At 70.0% G+C, this 19,746-nt stretch carries 18 protein-coding genes and 1 tRNA gene; 3 read left to right on the top strand and 16 right to left on the bottom strand.

What is annotated here, in order from left to right:
• The first annotated feature begins 54 nt into the window (after nt 1–54).
• On the top strand, nt 55–1,011 hold the full coding sequence (locus C2868_RS03210; RefSeq protein WP_103662948.1) for a DUF222 domain-containing protein: 957 nt from the start codon (nt 55–57) through the stop codon (nt 1,009–1,011).
• Nucleotides 1,012–1,656: 645 nt separating this feature from the next.
• Here C2868_RS03210 and C2868_RS03205 read toward each other — a convergent pair.
• The 6 genes from C2868_RS03205 to C2868_RS03180 form a co-directional block, all read right to left on the bottom strand.
• Nucleotides 1,657–3,249: an FAD-dependent oxidoreductase gene (locus C2868_RS03205; protein ID WP_181003362.1), complete on the bottom strand. Its 1,593-nt coding sequence runs from the start codon at nt 3,247–3,249 to the stop codon at nt 1,657–1,659.
• Nucleotides 3,250–3,326: 77 nt separating this feature from the next.
• On the bottom strand, nt 3,327–4,256 hold the full coding sequence (locus C2868_RS03200; protein ID WP_374935759.1) for an FAD:protein FMN transferase: 930 nt from the start codon (nt 4,254–4,256) through the stop codon (nt 3,327–3,329).
• Nucleotides 4,253–4,723 (bottom strand): FMN-binding protein, encoded by a 471-nt coding sequence (locus C2868_RS03195; RefSeq protein ID WP_100811501.1) that lies wholly within the window; start codon nt 4,721–4,723, stop codon nt 4,253–4,255. The genes C2868_RS03200 and C2868_RS03195 overlap by 4 nt, the downstream gene beginning before the upstream one ends.
• Before the next feature lie 142 nt (nt 4,724–4,865).
• Nucleotides 4,866–5,900, bottom strand: a complete 1,035-nt coding sequence (locus tag C2868_RS03190; RefSeq protein ID WP_100811502.1) for a ribose-phosphate diphosphokinase — start codon at nt 5,898–5,900, stop codon at nt 4,866–4,868.
• A complete protein-coding gene (gene glmU, locus C2868_RS03185) occupies nt 5,875–7,317 on the bottom strand; it encodes a bifunctional UDP-N-acetylglucosamine diphosphorylase/glucosamine-1-phosphate N-acetyltransferase GlmU (RefSeq protein ID WP_100811503.1) in 1,443 nt (480 codons plus the stop codon). Before glmU ends, C2868_RS03190 begins: the two co-directional genes overlap by 26 nt.
• A gap of 1 nt (nt 7,318) precedes the next feature.
• Nucleotides 7,319–7,390: transfer RNA gene (locus C2868_RS03180), tRNA-Gln, on the bottom strand.
• A 127-nt stretch (nt 7,391–7,517) separates the two neighbouring features.
• Here C2868_RS03180 and C2868_RS03175 point away from each other — a divergent pair.
• On the top strand, nt 7,518–8,018 hold the full coding sequence (locus C2868_RS03175; RefSeq protein ID WP_100811504.1) for a MarR family winged helix-turn-helix transcriptional regulator: 501 nt from the start codon (nt 7,518–7,520) through the stop codon (nt 8,016–8,018).
• A gap of 73 nt (nt 8,019–8,091) precedes the next feature.
• Complete coding sequence (locus tag C2868_RS03170) at nt 8,092–8,598, top strand: hypothetical protein (protein WP_100811505.1); 507 nt, start codon at nt 8,092–8,094, stop codon at nt 8,596–8,598.
• Nucleotides 8,599–8,621: 23 nt separating this feature from the next.
• Here C2868_RS03170 and C2868_RS03165 read toward each other — a convergent pair whose 3' ends face one another.
• The 10 genes from C2868_RS03165 to C2868_RS03120 all read right to left on the bottom strand — a co-directional run bounded on the left by C2868_RS03165 (nt 8,622) and on the right by C2868_RS03120 (nt 19,744).
• A complete protein-coding gene (locus tag C2868_RS03165; protein ID WP_100811506.1) occupies nt 8,622–10,424 on the bottom strand; it encodes an ABC-F family ATP-binding cassette domain-containing protein in 1,803 nt (600 codons plus the stop codon).
• A 106-nt stretch (nt 10,425–10,530) separates the two neighbouring features.
• Complete coding sequence (locus C2868_RS03160; protein WP_103662947.1) at nt 10,531–11,445, bottom strand: ABC transporter substrate-binding protein; 915 nt, start codon at nt 11,443–11,445, stop codon at nt 10,531–10,533.
• A gap of 88 nt (nt 11,446–11,533) precedes the next feature.
• Nucleotides 11,534–12,280 (bottom strand): ABC transporter permease, encoded by a 747-nt coding sequence (locus C2868_RS03155; RefSeq protein ID WP_100811508.1) that lies wholly within the window; start codon nt 12,278–12,280, stop codon nt 11,534–11,536.
• Nucleotides 12,277–12,969: an ABC transporter permease gene (locus tag C2868_RS03150; protein ID WP_100811509.1), complete on the bottom strand. Its 693-nt coding sequence runs from the start codon at nt 12,967–12,969 to the stop codon at nt 12,277–12,279. Before C2868_RS03150 ends, C2868_RS03155 begins: the two co-directional genes overlap by 4 nt.
• 13 nt (nt 12,970–12,982) lie before the next feature.
• A complete protein-coding gene (locus C2868_RS03145; protein WP_100811510.1) occupies nt 12,983–13,807 on the bottom strand; it encodes an ABC transporter ATP-binding protein in 825 nt (274 codons plus the stop codon).
• Nucleotides 13,808–13,823: 16 nt separating this feature from the next.
• Nucleotides 13,824–14,126 (bottom strand): DUF427 domain-containing protein, encoded by a 303-nt coding sequence (locus tag C2868_RS03140; protein WP_100811511.1) that lies wholly within the window; start codon nt 14,124–14,126, stop codon nt 13,824–13,826.
• Between the two features lie 98 nt (nt 14,127–14,224).
• Nucleotides 14,225–15,121, bottom strand: coding sequence for an N-acyl homoserine lactonase family protein (locus C2868_RS03135; RefSeq protein WP_100811512.1), 897 nt, complete (start codon nt 15,119–15,121; stop codon nt 14,225–14,227).
• A complete protein-coding gene (locus tag C2868_RS03130) occupies nt 15,118–16,749 on the bottom strand; it encodes a hydantoinase B/oxoprolinase family protein (RefSeq protein WP_157813937.1) in 1,632 nt (543 codons plus the stop codon). The genes C2868_RS03135 and C2868_RS03130 overlap by 4 nt, the downstream gene beginning before the upstream one ends.
• Nucleotides 16,746–18,800: a hydantoinase/oxoprolinase family protein gene (locus tag C2868_RS03125; protein ID WP_100811514.1), complete on the bottom strand. Its 2,055-nt coding sequence runs from the start codon at nt 18,798–18,800 to the stop codon at nt 16,746–16,748. Before C2868_RS03125 ends, C2868_RS03130 begins: the two co-directional genes overlap by 4 nt.
• On the bottom strand, nt 18,797–19,744 hold the full coding sequence (locus tag C2868_RS03120; RefSeq protein WP_100811515.1) for an FAD-dependent oxidoreductase: 948 nt from the start codon (nt 19,742–19,744) through the stop codon (nt 18,797–18,799). Before C2868_RS03120 ends, C2868_RS03125 begins: the two co-directional genes overlap by 4 nt.
• Nucleotides 19,745–19,746 lie beyond the last annotated feature (2 nt).

The following is a 19,746-nucleotide window of genomic DNA, read 5'->3' as shown; positions in this document are numbered from 1 at the left end:
GATGACGCGGATTTTCGGCCTCGGATGTCGGAGGTCGTTCGTAGAGTATCGAACATGAGTTCGAATCAGACCCTGGACGTGGAGGCGCTCGACGATGCCTCCGTTCTCGGTCTGGTCGAGGGAATCGTGGCGTTGCGCAAACAAGCAGCACAGGTCCACGCGGCCGAGGTTCGGTTGCTCGCGACGGCGGGCGAACTCGCGGCATCCCGTTCGGCGGCGTTGCGTTCGGATTCGCGGGAGCGTGAGATGCACCTGCGCTCGATCGCGGCGGAGCTCGCGCTCGCGGTGCGCGCCTCCGACCGGACGGTGCAACGCCAGATCAACGACGCCGTCGTCCTCGCCGAGGACTTCACCCCGGTGCTCGAAGCCCTCGAAGAGGGCCGGATCTTCGTGGGCCACGCGCGCGTGATCCTCGACGCGGGCACGCCGATCCAGGACCCCGAGGCCCGCCTCGTGTTTGCCGCCGACGCGGTCGCACGGGCCGAGAACCTCTCCCCCGCACGCCTGCGCCCCGCGGTCGAGGCTCTCGCCGAACGCCTCCAACCCCGCACCGTCACCGAACGGCACCGCGACGCCCGCGCCGACCGTGCGGTCACGGTCACCGACCGGCCCGACGGGATGGGCGAACTCATCTACATCGGCCCCGCCACCCTCGTCCACGGCATCTACGACCGCCTCACACAGCAAGCACGCGCCGTCCGCAACGCCGCTCAGCCGGGCGCGTCGTTCGGGCCCGCCGCCGTGGATCCGAGCGCGGGCCGGGCACGGGTGCCGCCACGACGGATGGTGCGGGTGTCGATACCTCTGACCGCACACCCGAGCTCGCCCCCGACTCGCGCACGATCGACCAGCTCCGCGCCGACGTCTTCGCCGACATGCTGCTCACCAGCGCGCCACAAGACGACCCCACCCTCGACTCGGCCGCCGATCCGTCGCTGGGGTTCGGCGGGCTCGGCGCCATCCGGGCGATCGTGCACGTCACTGTCCCCGCGCTCGCCCTCGCCGGGTTGAGCGACGAGCCGGCCGAACTCGTCGGACGTGCGCCGATCGACATCGACACCGCCCGCCGCCTCGCGGGCCGCGCGACCGGGTGGGATCGAGTGCTCAGCGACCCCGTTCACGGCGGGATCCTCGCCGTCGACCGGTACACCCCCAACGCCGACCTCAAACGCTTCCTCCGCGCACGCGACGAACACTGCCGATTCCCCGGATGGCCGCCAACCCGCCCACCGCTGCGACATCGACCACGGCCACGACTGGGCCCACGGCGGCACGACGTGTGCTCACAACCTTCATCACCTCTGTCGACGCCACCACACCCTCAAGCACGCGACCCCGTGGCAAGTCAGGAATCTCGGCGGCGGCGTCCTCGAATGGACCAGCCCCACCGGCGCCATCTACATCGACGACCCACCATCCCGCGTCCGCTTCACCCCCACCGAACCCCCACCGAACCCCCACCACCGTTCTAGGCACCACCCTGCCCACCGGACGAGATCCGCATCACCGCACGAGACCCGCATCGCCCCGCGCGTCGCCGAATTCGCTCATGCTCGCGACCGGCCGTTCGTAACGAGCGAGCCGCCGGAGTGCCCTCGTCCCGCGAACAGGGCGAGACCGCGCGACCGGGCGGGCTCATGAATCGGCGCGGGCGGTTCAGTACCCCGCGAACGCGTCCGTCGTGAGCGAACGAGCCTTGTCGAGCGCCGGGGCGAGCTCGGCGATCAGCTGGGGCGGGCCCGACACATAGGCGTGGCGGGACGACAGGTCGGGCACGACGCGCGGTAAACCCTCGGCATCCAGGCGGACGCCTCGCGCCCACACCCAGTTGGCCGGCAGGTCGCGCGGCTGGTCTCGCGTGAAGACGATGACCTCGATTCCGGATGCCTCGAGCTCGTCGCGGAACGCCAGCTCGGACGCCTCGGACGCGACGTAGATCAGCACCGCATCACGTTCGATGCCGCGCGCCCGCGCCTCGCGCAGTTGCGAGACGAAGGGGGTGATGCCGATGCCGGCCGCCACCAGGAGGACGGGCGCGTTCGGGTTCCGCGGCAGGAGGAAGTCGCCCCACACGCCCGTCGCGGCATAGTCCACACCCGGCGACGCGACGGCAAGCGCCTTCTTGTAGGTGCTCTCGCCCGCTCCGGCCCCCGTACCCGCTCCAGCACCAGCACCAGCACCCGCAACCGCACCCACACCCGCCTTGACGCGGTACGCGATCCGCACGGTCGGCGCGTCGCTCGGTGCCGAGACGATGCTGAACTCCCGTCGCGTGCCGCGGGCGTCGGCTTTAGCGTGGGGCACCTCGAGTTCCAGGTACTGCCCGGCCGCGAATCGCACCGGGCGACGCGCCTCGAACGTCAGCTGCCGGACGGACGGCGTGATCATGCGCGCATCCGCCAGACGCAGCCGCACCGTGTGGTGTGCGGCCCAGAGGAATGCGAGCAGGTTCCCGATCAGCAGCGCACGCTCCTGCCCGAGCGTGAACGATCCGACCGGGATCGGCCAGCCCGCGAGAACACCCACGACGGCCGCGACCGTCAGCTGCTGCCAGCGGCGGGGCGGCAAGGTCAGGGGCTCCGAGAGCATGAACGCGCCCAAGAACAGGAACGGCGACGACCACAGTGCGAACTGCAGTGCCTGCCCCGCGTCGACCGCGAGGCCCGCCGCTTGCGACTGCACCGCGAGGCGCAGCACCGAGACCCCGACCGCGATGACGAAGAACGTCGCCACGACCCGCAGCCGCTCGGTGCGGATCAGCACGAACAGCCCGAGCACGAGCACCGGACCCGCCAGCACGGGCGATCCGACCCACCACGCCGATGCGCCGAGGCCCGTGATCGTGAGCACGGCGGCGCCGACGGCGGCGGGATTGAGGATGTGTCGGCCGCGCCACGCGATCAGGTATTTCGACGCGACCGCGACGACAGCGGCGAAAGCGATCCAGACCAGTTCGAGCGGAACGAGCGTCGGGCGCAGGATGAACAGCAGGATGCCCGCGGTGATCAGCGACGACTCGTGCCGGATCGGCATCTTCAGCAGCCGCTGCACGAGCGCGTTCGCCCCTACGGTCGCCACGAGCAGTACCGCGAGAGTGGCCACGAGCTCGAGCGGTCCGGGCACGACCAGCCCGAAGAACGACAGCACGAGCGCGACCAGGGTCAGCGCCGCGAGCGCCAGCAGCACGAGGCGATACATCGACATGCGTCCGAGGTATCCGCGCACGCGCGTCCACACGCCCACCACCATTGCGATCACGAGTTTCTCCTACGTCGGTCAGGTCAGGTCAGGTCAGGACGGATCAGATCAGGTCAGGTCAGGTCAGGTCAGGCGCCCGTGGGTCGGTCTCGCAGGCTAGCGGCGCTCGTGAACAGTTCGGCGGAGCATCCGTTCGACCACTCCACGCGCCCATCGGTCAGCATCCGCACCCACTCGGCCCCCCAGCGACGTGCGAGCGCGTCACCGCCGTCGAAGAAGAGGGCGGTGGCCAGCGCATCCGCCCGCATCGTCGTGTCGGCGACGACCCACGTCGCCGCGACGGTCCGCACGGGCACGCCGGTGCGGGCGTCGAGCACGTGGTGCAAGCCGTCGCCCCACGCGCGTCGATTCGCGGCCGACGCGCAGAGCGCCGCATCGGTGACCGACCACACGCCGATCGCGCGCGCGGCATCGAACGGATGCTCCAGCGCGATGCGCTGTGTAACGCCGGTCACGAGCAGGTCGCCGCTCGCATCGACCACGACGCGGCCGTCGGTCCAGGGCTCGAGCGTGCGCGCCACGATGTCGACGAGTCGGCCCTTCCCCAGCGCTCCGACGTCGATCGTGCCGGGCGCATCGAGCGCCAGGCGCGCATCGCGCCACCGCACGCGGGCGGACCAGTCTCCGGGCGCCGCGAGCGGCTCCGCGGCCCGGAGCGAGTACTCCGCGTCGTAACCCAGGCGCTCGAGCGACGCCCCGACGAGCGGGTTGACGGCACCGGATGTCGCGAGCGAGAGCTCTTCGAACGCCTCGAACATCGCCGCGGCGTCGGACGGAACGGGTACGGGCCCCCCACCGCGCGCGAGCAGCGAGACGAGCGAGTCGGAGCGGAAGCGCGACCACGCGGCGTCGAACTCTCCGATGACCCGATCCACGGCCGCGCGAGCATCCGCGGACAGGTCATCGACCGTATCGACACGCCAGCGCGTGCCGATCGCGTCGAACTCCCACGTCGCCGGGAGCTGCCCCGGGGAGCGCGCCAGCGGGGACACGGTCAGCCTGCCGCTTCGACCTTGATCTCGTCGAGCGCTTTGTTGAAACCGCCACTCGTCAGCGACGAGCCGGCGACCCGGTCGACCGAGAGCTCGTTGATGTTCTTTCCCACGACTTCGCCGGTGATACCGCCGATGAACTCGGACTGGTACCGCTTCGACTCGGATGCCTGGGGGTCACCCTTCACCTCGACGGCGGTGACGACGTCATCGGCGAGAGTGATCGTGACCTCGATCTTCTCGACGGTTTCGGGAGTCTGGTACGAACCCGCCGCCGTGTAGGTGCCATCCTTGTACGTCGCGGCTGCCGTCGAGGTGCCCGAGGACTGCTGCGAGGACGACGAGCCGGTGCTGGCCGCGTCCGTCGCCCCGGTTGCCGCGGTGCTGCATCCGGCGAGCGCGAGGGTTCCGGCAACGCCGACCAGGGCGACGCCGATACGAAGCGGGCGGGGGGCGAGGGTATCGCGGATCATCTGGGGACTCCTTCGGGGATGGACCGGGGTCCACAGCCCGATGAGCCGGGTGTCGAACGCCGCTTCCCCGATACTGGTCGAGCTTCCTATGAACTATCTCGGAGCAACCAGCGGGTGATTCGGTAGCCGGATGCCCTGCGGATCAGGCCGCGCCGTCGAACATGCTCGTGACCGAGCCATCCTCGAACACTTCGTGGATAGCGCGCGCGAGCATCGGCGCGATCGGCAGGATGGTCAGGCCCGGGAAGCGGCGGCTCTCGGAGAGCGGAATCGTGTCGGTGACGACGACCTCGTCGATGGCGACGTCCTGCAGGCGCTCGGACGCGGGATCGCTGAAGACCGCGTGGGTCGCCGCGACGATGACGCGCTCGGCACCCGCGGCCTTGAGAGCCTGCGCGGCCTTCACGATCGTGCCACCGGTGTCGATCATGTCGTCGACGATCAGGCAGACGCGCCCCTCGACGTCACCGACGATCTCGTGCACGGTGACCGTGTTGGCGACCTTCGGGTCGCGGCGTTTGTGGATGATCGCCAGCGGCGCCCCGAGGCTGTCGGACCAGGTGTCGGCGACGCGCACGCGACCCATGTCGGGCGAGACGACGGTCAGCTTTGCCCGGTCTTCCGGTGAAAGCGTCCGCTGGAAATACTCCAGCAGGACGGGCTTGGCGAAGAGGTGGTCGACGGGACCGTCGAAGAAGCCCTGGATCTGCGCGGCGTGCAGATCGACGCTCATCACACGGTCGGCACCCGCCGTGCGCAGCAGGTCGGCGATCAGGCGCGCGCTGATCGGCTCGCGCCCACGGCCCTTCTTGTCCTGGCGCGAGTACGGGTAGTACGGCGCGACCACCGTGATGCGCTTGGCGGAGGCGCGCTTCAGGGCATCGAGCATGATGAGCAGCTCCATGAGCCACTCGTTGACGGGGTGTCCGAACGACTGGATGACGAAGACGTCACAGCCGCGGATCGAGACCTCGAAGCGCGTGTAGATCTCGCCGCTCGCGAACGTGCGGTGCTCGGTCGGCGCGAGCTGGATCCCGAGAGCCTCGGCGACCTCGTTGGCGAGGTCGGGTGCGGAGCGTCCCGAGACGACGACCAGCCGCTTCTTCGTCTTGGCGACGAGTCCGGGCGCGATGTCCAGATCGCGATCGAGGTCAACCGTCTTCTTCTTGCGAGCCATTGGGGGCCTTCTCTGCGGCCTGAGCCGCGGCAGTGCCGGGTCGGTTGCGTACGACCCAGCCCTCGACGTTGCGTTGCGAGGCCACGGTCAGTGCGAGCGCGCCCGGCGGAACGTCCTTCCGCACGACCGTACCGGCACCGGTATAGGCCCCGTCCCCGATTCTAACGGGCGCGACGAACACGTTGTGTGCGCCGGTACGCACGTGGTCGCCGACCTGCGTGCGGTGCTTCTCGACGCCGTCGTAGTTGGCGATGATCGTCCCCGCGCCGACATTGGCGCCCACGCCGACCTCGGCATCGCCCAGGTAGGACAGGTGGGGCACCTTGCTGCCGTCGCCGATGCGGGTGTTCTTCGTCTCGACGAACGTGCCGATCTTCCCGCGTGCGCCCAGGTAGGTGCCGGGCCGCAGGTACGCGAAGGGGCCGACGGTCGCGCGCGCGCCGATCACGGCGAGCGTCGCGTCGGTGCGCGTGACGGTGGCGTCCTCGCCCACCTCGCAGTCCACAAGGCTCGTGTCGGGGCCGATGATGGCACCCTCGGCGATGCTCGTGGCGCGCAGGATATGCGTGTTCGGCAGCACCGTCACGTCGGGCGCGAGCGATGCCGTCACATCGATCCACGTCGTGGCGGGGTCCTGAACGGTGACGCCCTCGAGCTGCCAGCGGCGCACCGTGCGGGCGTTGAGCTCAGCGGCGGCCGCCGAGAGCTGCACACGATCGTTGATGCCGAGTGCGGCCGCCGGGTCGGGCGCGAGCGTGGCACCGATCGTCATCCCGGCCGTGTGGAAGAGCGCGACGACGTCGGTCAGGTACCGCTCGCCCTGCGCGTTCTCGTCGCGGAGCGCGACGATCTCTCGCCGCAGCGGGGTGGACTGAAAGATGTATACCCCGGCGTTGATCTCGGCGATCGCGCGCTCGTCGGGCGAAGCATCCCGCTGCTCGACGATGCCGGTGACGGCGCCGTCTGCCGCGCGGATGACGCGGCCATACCCCGTCGGGTCTTCGACACGGGCGCTCAGCAGCGTGACCGCCGCGTCCGCCGCGCGGTGCCCGGCGACGAGTTCGGCGAGGGTTTCGGCGTCGAGCAGCGGCACGTCCGCACTCAGGATCAGGATGTCGCCGCCGAACTCCGTCAGATGCTCGAGCGCAACCTGCACGGCGCGACCGGTGCCCGGGATCTCGTCCTGATCCACGACGATCGCCTCGGGCGCGACATCCTGAACCGCGTCCGCGATCAGATCGCGCTCGTGCCGCACGACGACGAGCAGCCGATCGGGGTCGAGCGCGCCCGCCGTGTCGAGCACGTGCTGCAGCAGCGACCTGCCGCCGATGCGGTGCAGAACCTTGGGCGTTCGCGATCGCATCCGCGTGCCCTGACCCGCGGCGAGGACGACGATGGCGAGATTCTGATCAGTCATGCTCCGCCGCCAGGATTCGAACCTAGACCTAACAGCTCCAAAGGCTGTCGTGCTGCCGTTACACCACGGCGGACCGCGACCACCGTGGATCGCCCCTCAAGTCTGCCAGAGCCCGGCGCGGACCTCCGGCGTTTCATCGCGCCCGATCGCCCCGCGAGCCGCAGGCGAGACGAAACGACGCCCGATGCCATGATGGGGGGATGCCACGCGAGAGCGACGAAGTCGACCGGATCGTCGCCGCGTGGACCGCGCAGCGTCCCGACCTCGACTTCTCGCCGCTCGAGGTGCTCTCTCGCGTCGACCGGCTGTCCCGCCATCTCGACCGCGCACGCCGCGCCGCATTCGGGCGGAGCGAGCTCGTCTCGTGGGAATGGGACGTCCTGTCAGCCCTGCGCCGCGCCGGCGAGCCGTTCCAGCTCAGCCCCAAGCAACTCCTGCAGCAGACGCTCGTCTCGAGCGGCACGATGACGAACCGCATCGACCGCCTCGTCGGCCGACGACTGGTGCGTCGCGAGGCCGATCCCGGCGACGGGCGGAGCGTGCTCGTGACGCTCACCGACGAGGGACGGACGCGCGTCGACGCCGCCATCACCCGCTTGGTCGATGCCGAATCACATCTGCTCTCGGAACTGTCGCGCTCCGACCGCGAACGACTGGCAGGATTGCTTCGCAAACTGAGCCTGGGATTCGACGCCGGATGACACGGCCGCAGCCGTCGACTCGGGCGCGGCGCCCATCATCCCGACCGACCGGATCGATCGAAGAGAGACCGCTATGACGAACGCAACCCGATCGGACGAGACCGGCCTTCGTGGATGGCTCCGCCGGGTCTTCGGGGGCCCATCCGCCGTCTACGGGCTGATCCTGTACTCCGCCCTCATCGCGGGCGTCTCGGACGAATCCACCGACAGCCTCGAAGTGCTGATCGTCTCGTTGTTCTCCCTGATCATCTTCTTCATCGCCCACGTCTTCGCGCACACGCTGAGCGACCACGGCGAGCATGGTTTCTGGCACGCGCTCGAGGGCGGGGTGCGCGAGTCTGCGGGGATGTTGTACGCCGCGATCCCCTCGACGATCGTGTTGATCGCGGGCGCGACGACGCGGATGGATGCGGATGACTCGGTCGGCCTCGCCCTGCTCGTCGCCACCATCGTGCTCGGTGTGCTCGGCTACTCGGCCTATGAGCGCCGCGGCGCGGGGCACGTCGTGCGGATCATCGGGGCGGTCGGCACAGCCATCCTCGGCTTGGCGATCATGATCCTGAACTACGCCGTGCACTGACGCGGGAGCTGCCCGCGGTTCGACTACTCGAGCTGCTCCGAGAGCTCCAGCCATCGCTCCTCGAGACTGACGTTCTCGGCCTCGAGCTGCCCGATAGCCGTCATCTTCGCCCCGAGCCCGACGAAGTCCGCCTGATCGTGGTCGGCGAGGGCCGTGCGCTTCGCCGTGATCTCGGCATCGACTTTCGCGATCCGACGTTCGATCGCCGCGAGTTCCTTCTGTGCGGTGCGCAGCTCACCTCCGCTGAGCCCCGCGGCCGCGGCTTTCGTCCCCACGGCGGCGGATGCCGCCTGCGCACCGCCGGCCTTCTGCTGCTCACGTCGACGGCGCAGATACTCTTCGACGCCGCCCGGCAGGTGGCGCAGCCGCGTGTCGAGGATCGCGTACTGCTGATCGGTGACGCGCTCGAGGAAGTACCGGTCGTGGCTGACGACGATGAGCGTGCCCGCCCACGAGTCGAGCAGGTCCTCGATCGCCGCGAGCATGTCGGTGTCGAGGTCGTTCGTGGGCTCGTCGAGGATGAGCACGTTCGGCTGGTCGAGCAAGATGAGCAGGAGTTGGAGGCGGCGCTTCTGGCCGCCCGAAAGATCCTTGACCGGCGTCGAGAGCTGCTCGGATGCGAAGCCCATCCGCTCGAGCAGTTGACCCGGGGTGAGGTCCTGCGCCTTCGAGCCCGTACCGATCGTGTAGCTCGTCCGCAATCCCGAGATCACGACCCGGACGGGGTCGGCGAGGTACGGCTCGAGCGAATCCATCTGCTGTGTGAGGGTCGCGACCTTCACGGTCTTCCCGCGCTTCACCCGGCCTGTCGTGGGCTCGAGCGTCCCCGCGACCAGCCCGAGCAGCGTCGATTTGCCGGCGCCGTTCACACCCAGAATTCCGGTGCGTTCGCCCGGCGCGATGCGCCATTCCACGTCGTTCAGAACGGGCACCCCGTCATAGGCGACGGATGCGTCGAGCAGGTCGACCACGTCCTTGCCGAGCCGCGTCACCGCGAGCGACTGCAACGAAACGCGGTCGCGAATCTCGGGCACGTCGGCGATGAGTTCGTTGGCGGCATCGATGCGGAACTTGGGCTTGGTGGAGCGAGCCGGCGCCCCCCGACGCAGCCACGCCAGCTCCTTGCGGGCGAGATTCTGACGACGCGCCTCGATCGTCGCCGCCTGGCGGTCGCGCTCGACCCGCTGCAGGATGTACGCGGCATAGCCGCCCTCGAAGGGTTCGACGATGCGGTCGTGCACCTCCCAGGTCGTGTTGCAGACCTCATCCAGGAACCACCGGTCGTGGGTCACGACGAGCAGCCCGCCGGAGTTCGGAGCCCACCGTCGCTTCAGATGTTCGGCGAGCCAGGCGATGGCCTCGACATCGAGGTGGTTCGTGGGTTCGTCGAGGGCCAGGATGTCCCAGTCCCCGGCGAGCAGGCGCGCCAGCGCGACGCGGCGGCGCTGACCACCCGAGAGGGCGCCCAGCTTGGCTTCCCACGGCAGGTCGCCCAGCAGCCCCGAGACGACGTCGCGGACGAGCGGATCGCCCGCCCACTCGTGCTCGGGAGTGTCGCCGATGACCGCGCCACCGATGGTCTCGTCATCGTCGAGGGTGTCGCCCTGGTCGAGCACGCCGATCCGCACGCCCCCGCGCACCGTGACCCGCCCGCCGTCGGGCTCGAGACGCCCGGCGAGCATGGCGAGCAGGCTCGACTTGCCGTCGCCGTTCCGGCCGACGATACCGATGCGGTCGCCCTCGTTCACGCCGAGCGAGATCGAGTCGAAGACGACTTTGGTGGGAAATTCGAGGTGCAGGGCCTCAGCCCCGAGAAGATGAGCCATATCCGCTCTAGGCTATGCGACCCGGATGAACGCGCTCGCAGAAAGCACGAGGCGCCCGGGGTGTATGCCGCCGGGCGCCTCGTGCTGCGGAAGGTCCCGTCAAACCTCAGACGAGGCCGTTCTCCTCGAGGAACTGCGCCGCGATGTCGTCCGGCGACATCTCGTCTTCCGTGCTCTGGACGTTCAACGCCACCAGGGCGTCCGCCGTGAGGGCCGCGCTGACGGCGTTGATGACGTCCGCGATCTCGTCAGCGACATCCGCGTTCACGACGGGGACGACGTTGGACGCGAGAAACAGGCCGTCGGGGTCCTCGAGCACGACGAGGTCCTGGGTCTGGATGCGCGGGTCGGCGGTGAAGACGTTCGCGACGTTGACGGTCCCGGCGACGAGGTTCTCGACCGTGGTGTCACCCGTGGGCGAGAAGGTCACCTCGACGCCGTAGACGTCGGCGAGGCCGGTCGGGCCATACGGACGCTCGGCGAGCTCGGGCGGGCCACCCAGCGTGAGCGGAACGGTGACGTTTGCCAAGTCGGCGATCGACGTCAGGCCGTTCTCATCGGCGAAAGCCGCGGTGACGGTGTACGAATCCTGATCGCTCGCCTCGGCCTGATCGAGAACCGTGAGATTGTCGGGCAGTGCCTCCTGCAGGGCGGCGTAGACGTCCTCGGACGTGCGAGCCTCGGTCCCTTCGTCGAAGTACTGCAGCAGGTTTCCGCTGTACTCGGGGAAGAGCGTGATGGCGCCGGACTCGATCTCGGGCATGTAGGCGTCACGCTGGCCGATGTTGAACTGACGCTCGACCTCGAACCCGGCGCCCTCGAGCGCCTGAGCGTAGATCTCGGCGATGATCTCGTTGGAGTAGTACGCCTGCGAACCGACGACGATCGTGTCGCCGGCGGCGGGCCCGCCGCCGGCGGTGTCCTCCTCAAGCGGGTTGCTCGAGGAGCACCCCGCGAGCACGAGCGCTGCGGTGGCGGCGACGGCCGCGCCGAGCGCGAGCCTGTTCTTCGCTGTGAGCATGGTGCTGTCCTTCTCTCTGTGATGGATCTGTGCTGGGTCTGGTGATCTGGGTGGGTGTTCGGTCTGCTCCGGATCGGTGTCCCCCCGGTCAGGCGGCGGAGACCCTCGGTGAGGTCGACACGCGCGCGCCACGCTTGCGCCCCCGGGCGCCCGATCCGCTCACGAGCCCGGCCTTCACCCCGCGCGGCACGACAAGCCGTTCGGCGATCGCGAAGATTCCGTCGAGCACCAGGGCGAGGGCCGCGACGAGGATCGCGCCCGCGAGCACCTGGTTGAACCGATTGAGGTTGATTCCCTGGATGATGTACTGCCCGAGCCCGCCCAGGCCGACGTAGGCCGCGATCGTGACGGTCGCGACGATCTGCAGCGTCGCGGCGCGCAGGCCCGAGACGAGCAGGGGGAGCCCGAGCGGCACCTCGACGCGCCACAGGATCTGCCATTCCGTCATGCCCATCGCCCGCCCCGCGTCCACGACCCGACGATCGATGGCCTCGAACCCGGTGTACGCGCCCGCGAGGATCGACGGGATCCCCAGCAAGACGAACGTGATCACCGCGGCGGCCGGAGTCTGGAGCACCCCCATGACGAGCACCAGCAGCACGAGCAGACCGAACGACGGGATGGCGCGCGCCGCACCGGAGATCGCCACGGCGATCTCTCGTCCCCTGCCGGTGTGTCCGATGATCCAGCCGAGAGGAACCGCGACGGCGGCGGCGATCAGCACCGAGAGGAAGGTGAACCCGAGGTGCTGCGCGAGAGCGACGGGGATTCCCATCGGGCCCGACCAGCGCTCGGGCGCGAGCATCCACGCGAAGGCTTCCACGATCAGGTTCATGCCGTGACCTCCGTCGCGGCCTGCGCCCGGCGGGCGCGACGCTCGGCGCGTCGGCTGGGCTTGCGGGCCCACGGCATGAGGGCACGACCCGCGAGCACGAGCAGGTAGTCCAGGATCAGCGCGATGACCACGACCGCCACCACACCCGCGAGCACCTCGGGGATGATCCGCCGCTGCAACCCGTTGGTGAAGAGATAGCCGAGGTTCTCGACGCCGATGAGGATCCCCACGGTGGCCAGAGAGATCGTGCTCACGGCCGTCACTCGGAGACCCGCGAGGATGACGGGGCCCGCGAGCGGGAATTCGACCGCCCAGAACCGGCGGAACGAACCGTACCCGAGGGCCGTGGATGCCTGACGGAGAGCCGGATCGACCGACTGCAGGCCGTCCGACACCGAACGGACCATGATCGCGATCGCGTAGATGGTCAGCGCGATGATGAGGTTCGTCGGGCTCGTCGCTCGATACCCGAACACCGCGGGCAGCAGCATGAGCAGCGCGAGCGAAGGAATCGTGTAGAGCAGTCCGACGACCGTGATGAGGCCGCTCCGCAGGAGCTTGTATCGGAAGGCCACCCAGCCCAGCGGCACCGCCAGCAAGAAGCCGACCACGATCGCGATGACGCTCTGACGCAGGTGCAGGAGCGTGAGCTCGGCGATCAGGTCGAGGTTGTCGCCGACCCAGTTCACGTCAGCGCCCGATTCACGTCATCGTCCGATCCACGAGCGCGCCCTGCGTGCGGCCTTCGGCGTCGATCACCACCGTGCCGTGATCGGTCTGCTTGAGACGGAGCGCCCGCTTGCCCTTGTCTGCGCCGATGAAGCTCGCCACGAAGTCGTTCGCGGGAGACTCCATGATCGAGTCGGGACTGCCGACCTGTGCGACCGCTGCCCCCTTCTCGAGGATCACGACCTGGTCGCCGAGCAGGAACGCCTCGTCGATGTCGTGGGTGACGAACACGATCGTCTTGCCGATCTCACGCTGGAGGCGCAGCAGCTCTTCCTGCAACTCCGCGCGCACGATCGGATCGACCGCGCCGAAGGGCTCGTCCATCAGCAGGATGTTCGGATCGGCGGCCAATCCGCGGGCCACACCGACGCGTTGCTGCTGGCCACCCGAGAGCTGACTCGGGTAGCGGTCGGCCATGGCGCGATCGAGCCCGACCGTGTCCATGAGTTCTCGTGCACGCTCGCGCGCCTGCTTGCGGGGAGTCCCCTGCAGAACCGGCACCGTGGCGATGTTGTCGATGACCGAGAAGTGCGGCAAGAGGCCGGAGTTCTGCATGACGTAGCCGATGCTGCGCCGCAGCTGCACGGCGTCTCGCGAACGGATGTCCTCGTCGTCGATGACGATCGACCCACCGGTCGGCTCGACCATCCGGTTGATCATCCGCAGCAGGGTCGTCTTGCCGCAGCCGGACGATCCCACGAGCACGGTCGTCTGGTGGGCGGGCAGGGTCAGCGAGAAGTCATCGACGGCCACGGTGCCGTCCGGATACTCCTTGGAGACCGAGCGGAACTCGATCATCGTCGGGGCTCAGCCGTCACGGGACGACCGAGACATCCTTCCCGAAGGCGACGTGGCCTGCGAAGTCGCGACCAACACGCTCGACGGCACCGTCGTACAGATCGGGGTAGCTCCACGCCACGTCCTCGATCATTCCGTCGTCCGTCTGGAGGTGCCAGTACTGCGCGGCGCCCTTCCACGGGCAGGTGTAGGGGGTGGGGCTCTCGACCAGCAGCCCCTCGGTGAGGCTGGACCGCGGGAAATACCAGTTCCCCTCGATCCGGACGAGGTCTTCTTCGGGTGCTTCTGCGACCACCAGGTCGCCCACGACTGCGCGCATCGTTCCTCCTCGGAGAGCGGTGCGTCCGAGCCTAGCGGCCCCCGCAGACACGGGGGCCGGGCTTGCGAAACCCCGGCGGATCCGGATAGAGGGGCAGGTCAGGACTGGGCGTCGATGACCTCGCGCCACGGGCCCCACTCGGGGTCGTGGCCGGGCCACACCTCGGTGTCGGGCAGCGCGTCGAGCTCGTGCAGGCGGCGGATGGATGCCTCGGCCTGGCGCGCCGCGTCGGGACCAGCCGTGGAACCGCACGGGATGATCTTCTCGATGTTGACCCGCAGGTCGGCCGCGTCGCAGGCCAGGACGATGGTCCGCTCCTCCAGGTCGATCGAGAAGGACTGGTGGCCGGGCGTGTGCCCCGCGGTGTCGAGCGCGTCGAAGCCCTCGGCGATACGCGTGTCGCCGTCGAGCAGGACGGGCTGGACGTTGGACCGCACCAGGTCGTCGAGGAAGAGGAAGTGCGCGCGCGGCTGCGTGACCGCGAGCGCGTGCTCCCACTCCCGGCGCTGGATGAGGAGAGGCTGATCGGGCCGCAGCATCCGTCCCGCGCCCGTGTGGTCGAAATGCGCGTGCGAGACGGCGGCCGCGGCGAGGTCGGACCACGCGAGGCCCGCTGCGGCGACCTGGTCGACGAGCGGGTCGCCCGCGGGCACGACCGGGGCGTAGTTCTCGTAATCGAAGCTCGTGACGCGCAGCGAGCGATGCCGGATGCGCGCGGGATCGAAACCCCCGTCGACCAGCACCCATCCCTCGTCGAAGACGACCGCCGCCGCGGTCACCGGCTCCATCAGATGCCGGAAGCTGCTGCCACCGGCGACCGAGATGGCCTCGGCGATGACCTCGAATCCCACGACCAAGGGAATGACGCGCCGCGGACGTCCGGCGAGCGCCAGGGGCGCGGCATCCGCCCACGCGATGGGCGCGGGAGCGCGCTGGGGAGCCGACGGCGTCTTCGCCCCGGACGTCGGCGCGCCCGGCTCGGATGTATCGGTCACATCGTTCCCTCTCGCCCGGTCGTCTCGGCCTCACCGTACCCGCCGCCGCCCGCCGCCGTCATGCGCACGACATCGCCGCGCACGAGGGTGATCGACGACTCTTCGACTCCGACCTCACGCCACGGCTCCGCGCCCCGACGGACCGCGACCGACGCGGGCGCTCCGGGCCCACCGCCCGCGATGCCCTGCGCGGCATGCGCCGGAGTGCGCTGTTCGCACGCGACCCGGCCGCTCGCCGTTTCGGCGAGCAGCTCGTAGTCACGGCGCACCGCACGCCCGCCGCGCCATCGCCCGGCACCCCCGCTGCCGCGGACGAGCTCGCTCGCCCGGATGCGCCAGGGGTATTCGATCTCGATGACCTCGGCCGAGATGAGCGCGCAGTTCGAGGTGTAGGAATCGATGCCGTCGTCGCCGGGCAACCCGAAGCGTGCCCCGCCCCCGCCGCCGACGGTGTCCATCAGGGTCTTCTCGGCGCCGGTGCGCGGATCCACCCCGCGCATGAGCAGAACGGGGAACGACACGTGGCTCGCGGCGACCGCCTGGTCGGGCAGCAGCTCGCCCAGGGCGCGGAACACCGTGTCGGTGAGCACCTGAACGGGCATGTGACGTGAGACCACGGCCGCGGGCCGACGCGGGTTGAACAGCGACCCCTCGGGCGCGATGGCCTGGATGTGGCGCATATAGCCGTGGTTCTGCCGGATGCCGGTGCCGAGAAAGCACCTTAGCGCGTAGTAGAGGCCGGAGTAGGTGCTCGACCAGGGCACGTTGAACGTCCCGGTGGTCTGCTCGGACGACCCCGAGAGGTCGACGATCAGACGATCACCGCTCACCGAGACATCCGCCTGCACCCGCAGGGGCGTGTCGTAGTGCAGCCCATCTCCGTCCAGGAACCCGGCGACCGTCACGGTGCGGTCGGGCCACGAAGCGATCAGGGCACCTGCTCGCGCCGAGGTGTCGTCGATGAGATCGTCGATCGCCTGCTGCACGGTCGACGCCCCGTGCCGCCCCGCGAGCTCCCGCACGCGCTCGACGCCGCGGCGGCACGCGGACAACTGGGCCGCCACGTCGCCGGCGACCGAGTCGGGATCGCGGACGTTCCGCAGCAGCACGTCCCAGAGGGCCTCGTTGCGCGCACCTCCCTGGTACAGGCGCACGGGCGGGAGTTGCAGACCCTCCTCGTACAGGTCACGAGAGGCGGTCTTCTGGCCCGGGACGGTTCCCCTGTTGCGCGCGGCGATCCCGCCGATGTCGACGTGGTGGGCCACCGTCGCGACATAACCCAGCAGGTCGTCGCCGACGAAGACGGGCACGAACAGCTCGACGTCCGGTAGATGGGTCGCGCCCGAGTAGGGGTCGTTCGTCACGACGACGTCCCCCTCGGCGAGCGGCCCGGTACGGGCCAGAACCCCGGCGAGCGCGAACTCGAGCGTGCCCGCCTGCGCCGGGATCAGGCACGAATCGGCCACGAGACGTCCGTCGGCGTCGAGGAAGCCGCACGAGAAATCGAGCATCTCGCGGATCATCGGTGAGAACGAGCTGCGCTGCAGGATGAGCGCCATCTCGTCGACGACGGATTGGAAACCGTGCCACAGCAACTCTCGCGTGGCGGGATCCGTGACGCGCATCATGCCTCCTTCGCGAGCACCATGTTGGTGAGGACCATGGCGACGCCCGAGGTGCGCTCGACGTACCATCCCGCGGGGATCAGGGTGGTCGTGTCGACCTGGGTCACGATCGCGGGTCCCCGCATCCCCTCGGCCACGCCGGCCCGATCGACGACCGCGTAAGCGACCTCGGCTCCCGCGGCGTCTCGCCCGGCACGCTCCCGCTTCGACCCATCGCCCCGGTCATCGCTGCCCTGCCAGTCGACGGCGATACGCGGCAGGCCCGCGCGCACCCGGATGGTCACGAGCTCGACGCTCGCCCCGCGCCAGGAATGCCCGTACATCGCGTCGTGGGCGACGTGGAAGCTCTCTTCGACCCGGTCCACGTCGGCTGCGTGGAATGCTGCTGCATCTGCAACGGGAACGGTGAGTTCGTACGCCTGACCCGCGTAGCGCAGGTCCAGATCGAGGCTGATCGTCGGTCCGGCATCCCCCGTGGAAGCATCATCGACGCCGAGCGCCGCTGCGGCCTCGGCGGCGAGCTCGCGGATGAGCGCGTCGACTCGGTCATGATCGAGACCGCGCAGGGGCGCGACGAACGTCCGGCCCAGTTCGTATCGCGCATCGCCCATGAGCAGACCCAGCGCCGATGTCAGACCCGGGTACCGCGGCACGACCACCCGCGTGATGTCGAGCTCATCGGCGATCGCGACGGCATGCAACGGGCCGGCACCGCCGAACGCCATGAGGGCGCACGAACGGACGTCCACGCCGCGGACGACGGTGACCATACGCAGGGCCTCGGCCATCCGTCCGTTCGCGATGCGGATGAGGGCGCCGGCCGCCGTCTCGACATCGATGCCGAGGGGCTCGGCGACGTCGATCCCGATAGCGGTGCGCGCCCGCTCGGGATCGAGGGGCAGCGCTCCCCCCAGCAGACCCGCCGGATCGAGCGAGCCGAGAACCAGATGGGCGTCGGTCACGGTCGCACGCTCGCCCGTGCCGTATGCCGCGGGCCCGGGATCCGCGCCCGCGCTCTCGGGTCCGACGGCGAGCGATCCGTACGCGTCCGCTCGAGCGATCGACCCGCCGCCCGCTCCGATCGGCAGCACGTCGATCTGGGGCAGCGCGACCGGCATCCCCGCCACGTCCCCGCGGTAGCGGCGCCGCAGCGCGCCCGCCTGCACGAGCGCGACATCGGCGCTCGTGCCCCCGACATCCAGCATCACGAGGTCGTCGATCCCGAGTCGTCGTCCGAGTTCGGCCGCCGCGACCGCCCCCGCGGCCGGGCCCGACACGAGCAGGCTCACCGGCAGGTCGCGGGCGACGGATGCGGGGATGACACCGCCGCTCGAGGTCATGAGCTGGAAGGCGCCGCCGAATCCGAGCGACCGGAGCCTGTCGTCGAGGCGCGCGATGTACCCGCCCGTGCGGGGCAGCAGCGCCGCGTTGAGCACCGTCGTGGCCGCGCGCGGGTACTCGCGGAACTCGGGGGCGACCGCGCTCGAGAGCGTCACCGGGATGCCGGGGAGCGCGTCGCGCAGGATTTCGGCCGCCCGGCGCTCGTGGGTCGGATCGGCGAACGAGAAGAGGAACACGATCGCGACCGCATCGACCGTGCCGAGCAGCTCGCCCGCGATGCGACGCACGCCGTCCTCGTCCAGCGGATCGACGACGGCACCGTCGGCGCCGGTGCGCTCGCGCACACCGTACACGCGGTCGCGGGGAACGATTCCGGTGCCCTTCGCGCGCCACGGGTCGTACAGATCCGGACGCTGCTGCGTACCGATGTCGAGGATGTCCTCGAACCCTTCCGTCACGACCAGCCCGACTCGGGCGAAGTCACCCTCGATCACGGCGTTCGTGGCGACCGTCGTGCCGTGCACGACCGCGGCGACCTCATCGAGACGGATCGCCGCGGCGTCGACGAGAGCCTCGACGGCGGTGACCATGGCGACACCCGGGTCCGCCGGCGTCGAGCGCACCTTCCGGACGTGCAGGCGACCGTCCGCGGTGAGAAGGGCGGCGTCGGTGTGCGTCCCGCCGATGTCGACCGCGATGACGTGCCTACTCATGCCGCCCCCACCAGATCGGCGACGTCGGCCGCGCAGCCCCACGACAGGGTGACGCCGGCACCGCCATGGCCGTAGCAGTGCACGAACCGCGCCCCGCCGACATCCTCGCGTTCCACGCGGACGGTGTCGCGGACCGGGCGGTGACCGACCGCGCGACCGAGCACGGCGGCATCTTCGAGACGGGGTTCGACGGCGCGCGCGCGGCGCAACAGGTCCTGCTCGAGCGCGGCGTCGGCCTCGGGCTCCCAGACCCCGTCCTGCGCGGGCCCACCGACCACGACGTCCGCTGCCCGCGGAACCACGAAGAGCGGACCGAACTCGCCGTCGCGGATGACCAGCGTGCGCGTGAGACCGGGATTCGAGAGGTGCACGACCTGTCCGCGAACGGGACGGAGCGTGTCGTCCCCTACGAGCGCGGCCGCACCCGCCCCCACCGCGACCACGACAGCATCGCCGGGACGGGCGAAGCCGGCGAGCGACGTCACGGTGCCGTGCTCCAGCGCAATGCCCGCGACCGCACAGCGCGCGCGAAGCCACGGCAAGTAGGCCGCCGTGTCGATGAGCGGCATGACGGAGAGCGTCCCCGCCGCGGTACCGGGAGGCAACTCGCCGGGTGCCGCCGCGCGCAACGGAGGGGCGAAGGCACGCATCCAGGGATCGGGCGGTCCGGCCACGATGCCGGCGGCCAGAGCGAGTTGATCCCGCACGCCCGCCGTCTCGTCGAGCGCATCGACGCGCAGTCGCGCCAGGGTGAGATATGCCCAGCGGCGCGCCCGCTCGGTCCGTTCGACCAGGGGGGCGGACCACAGCGACGCTGCGGCGGCGGACGCCGTGCCCTCCGCGATCTCGCGGGCGACGACGCGCACCGCGTGCCCGCGCTCCGCGAGCGTGAGGGCGGCGGTCAGTCCGATGATTCCCGCGCCGATGACCGTGACATCGCGCATCT

Origin of the sequence: Microbacterium sp. CJ77, from assembly GCF_002911615.1 — a bacterium.
In the GTDB taxonomy this organism is placed as follows: Bacteria; Actinomycetota; Actinomycetes; order Actinomycetales; family Microbacteriaceae; genus Microbacterium.
Note: the sequence above shows the minus strand (reverse complement) of the source record. Positions and strands in the feature narration are given on the sequence as shown.

What these genes read in the sequence shown, in the direction of transcription:
- C2868_RS03210 (WP_103662948.1), top strand. Translation starts at nt 55, where the DNA reads ATGAGTTCGAATCAGACCCTGGACGTGGAGGCGCTCGACGATGCCTCC.
- C2868_RS03205 (WP_181003362.1), bottom strand. Translation starts at nt 3,249, where the DNA reads ATGGTGGTGGGCGTGTGGACGCGCGTGCGCGGATACCTCGGACGCATG.
- C2868_RS03195 (WP_100811501.1), bottom strand. Translation starts at nt 4,723, where the DNA reads ATGATCCGCGATACCCTCGCCCCCCGCCCGCTTCGTATCGGCGTCGCC.
- C2868_RS03190 (WP_100811502.1), bottom strand. Translation starts at nt 5,900, where the DNA reads ATGGCTCGCAAGAAGAAGACGGTTGACCTCGATCGCGATCTGGACATC.
- glmU (WP_100811503.1), bottom strand. Translation starts at nt 7,317, where the DNA reads ATGACTGATCAGAATCTCGCCATCGTCGTCCTCGCCGCGGGTCAGGGC.
- C2868_RS03175 (WP_100811504.1), top strand. Translation starts at nt 7,518, where the DNA reads ATGCCACGCGAGAGCGACGAAGTCGACCGGATCGTCGCCGCGTGGACC.
- C2868_RS03170 (WP_100811505.1), top strand. Translation starts at nt 8,092, where the DNA reads ATGACGAACGCAACCCGATCGGACGAGACCGGCCTTCGTGGATGGCTC.
- C2868_RS03165 (WP_100811506.1), bottom strand. Translation starts at nt 10,424, where the DNA reads ATGGCTCATCTTCTCGGGGCTGAGGCCCTGCACCTCGAATTTCCCACC.
- C2868_RS03160 (WP_103662947.1), bottom strand. Translation starts at nt 11,445, where the DNA reads ATGCTCACAGCGAAGAACAGGCTCGCGCTCGGCGCGGCCGTCGCCGCC.
- C2868_RS03155 (WP_100811508.1), bottom strand. Translation starts at nt 12,280, where the DNA reads ATGAACCTGATCGTGGAAGCCTTCGCGTGGATGCTCGCGCCCGAGCGC.
- C2868_RS03145 (WP_100811510.1), bottom strand. Translation starts at nt 13,807, where the DNA reads ATGATCGAGTTCCGCTCGGTCTCCAAGGAGTATCCGGACGGCACCGTG.
- C2868_RS03140 (WP_100811511.1), bottom strand. Translation starts at nt 14,126, where the DNA reads ATGCGCGCAGTCGTGGGCGACCTGGTGGTCGCAGAAGCACCCGAAGAA.
- C2868_RS03130 (WP_157813937.1), bottom strand. Translation starts at nt 16,749, where the DNA reads ATGATGCGCGTCACGGATCCCGCCACGCGAGAGTTGCTGTGGCACGGT.
- C2868_RS03125 (WP_100811514.1), bottom strand. Translation starts at nt 18,800, where the DNA reads ATGAGTAGGCACGTCATCGCGGTCGACATCGGCGGGACGCACACCGAC.
- C2868_RS03120 (WP_100811515.1), bottom strand. Translation starts at nt 19,744, where the DNA reads ATGCGCGATGTCACGGTCATCGGCGCGGGAATCATCGGACTGACCGCC.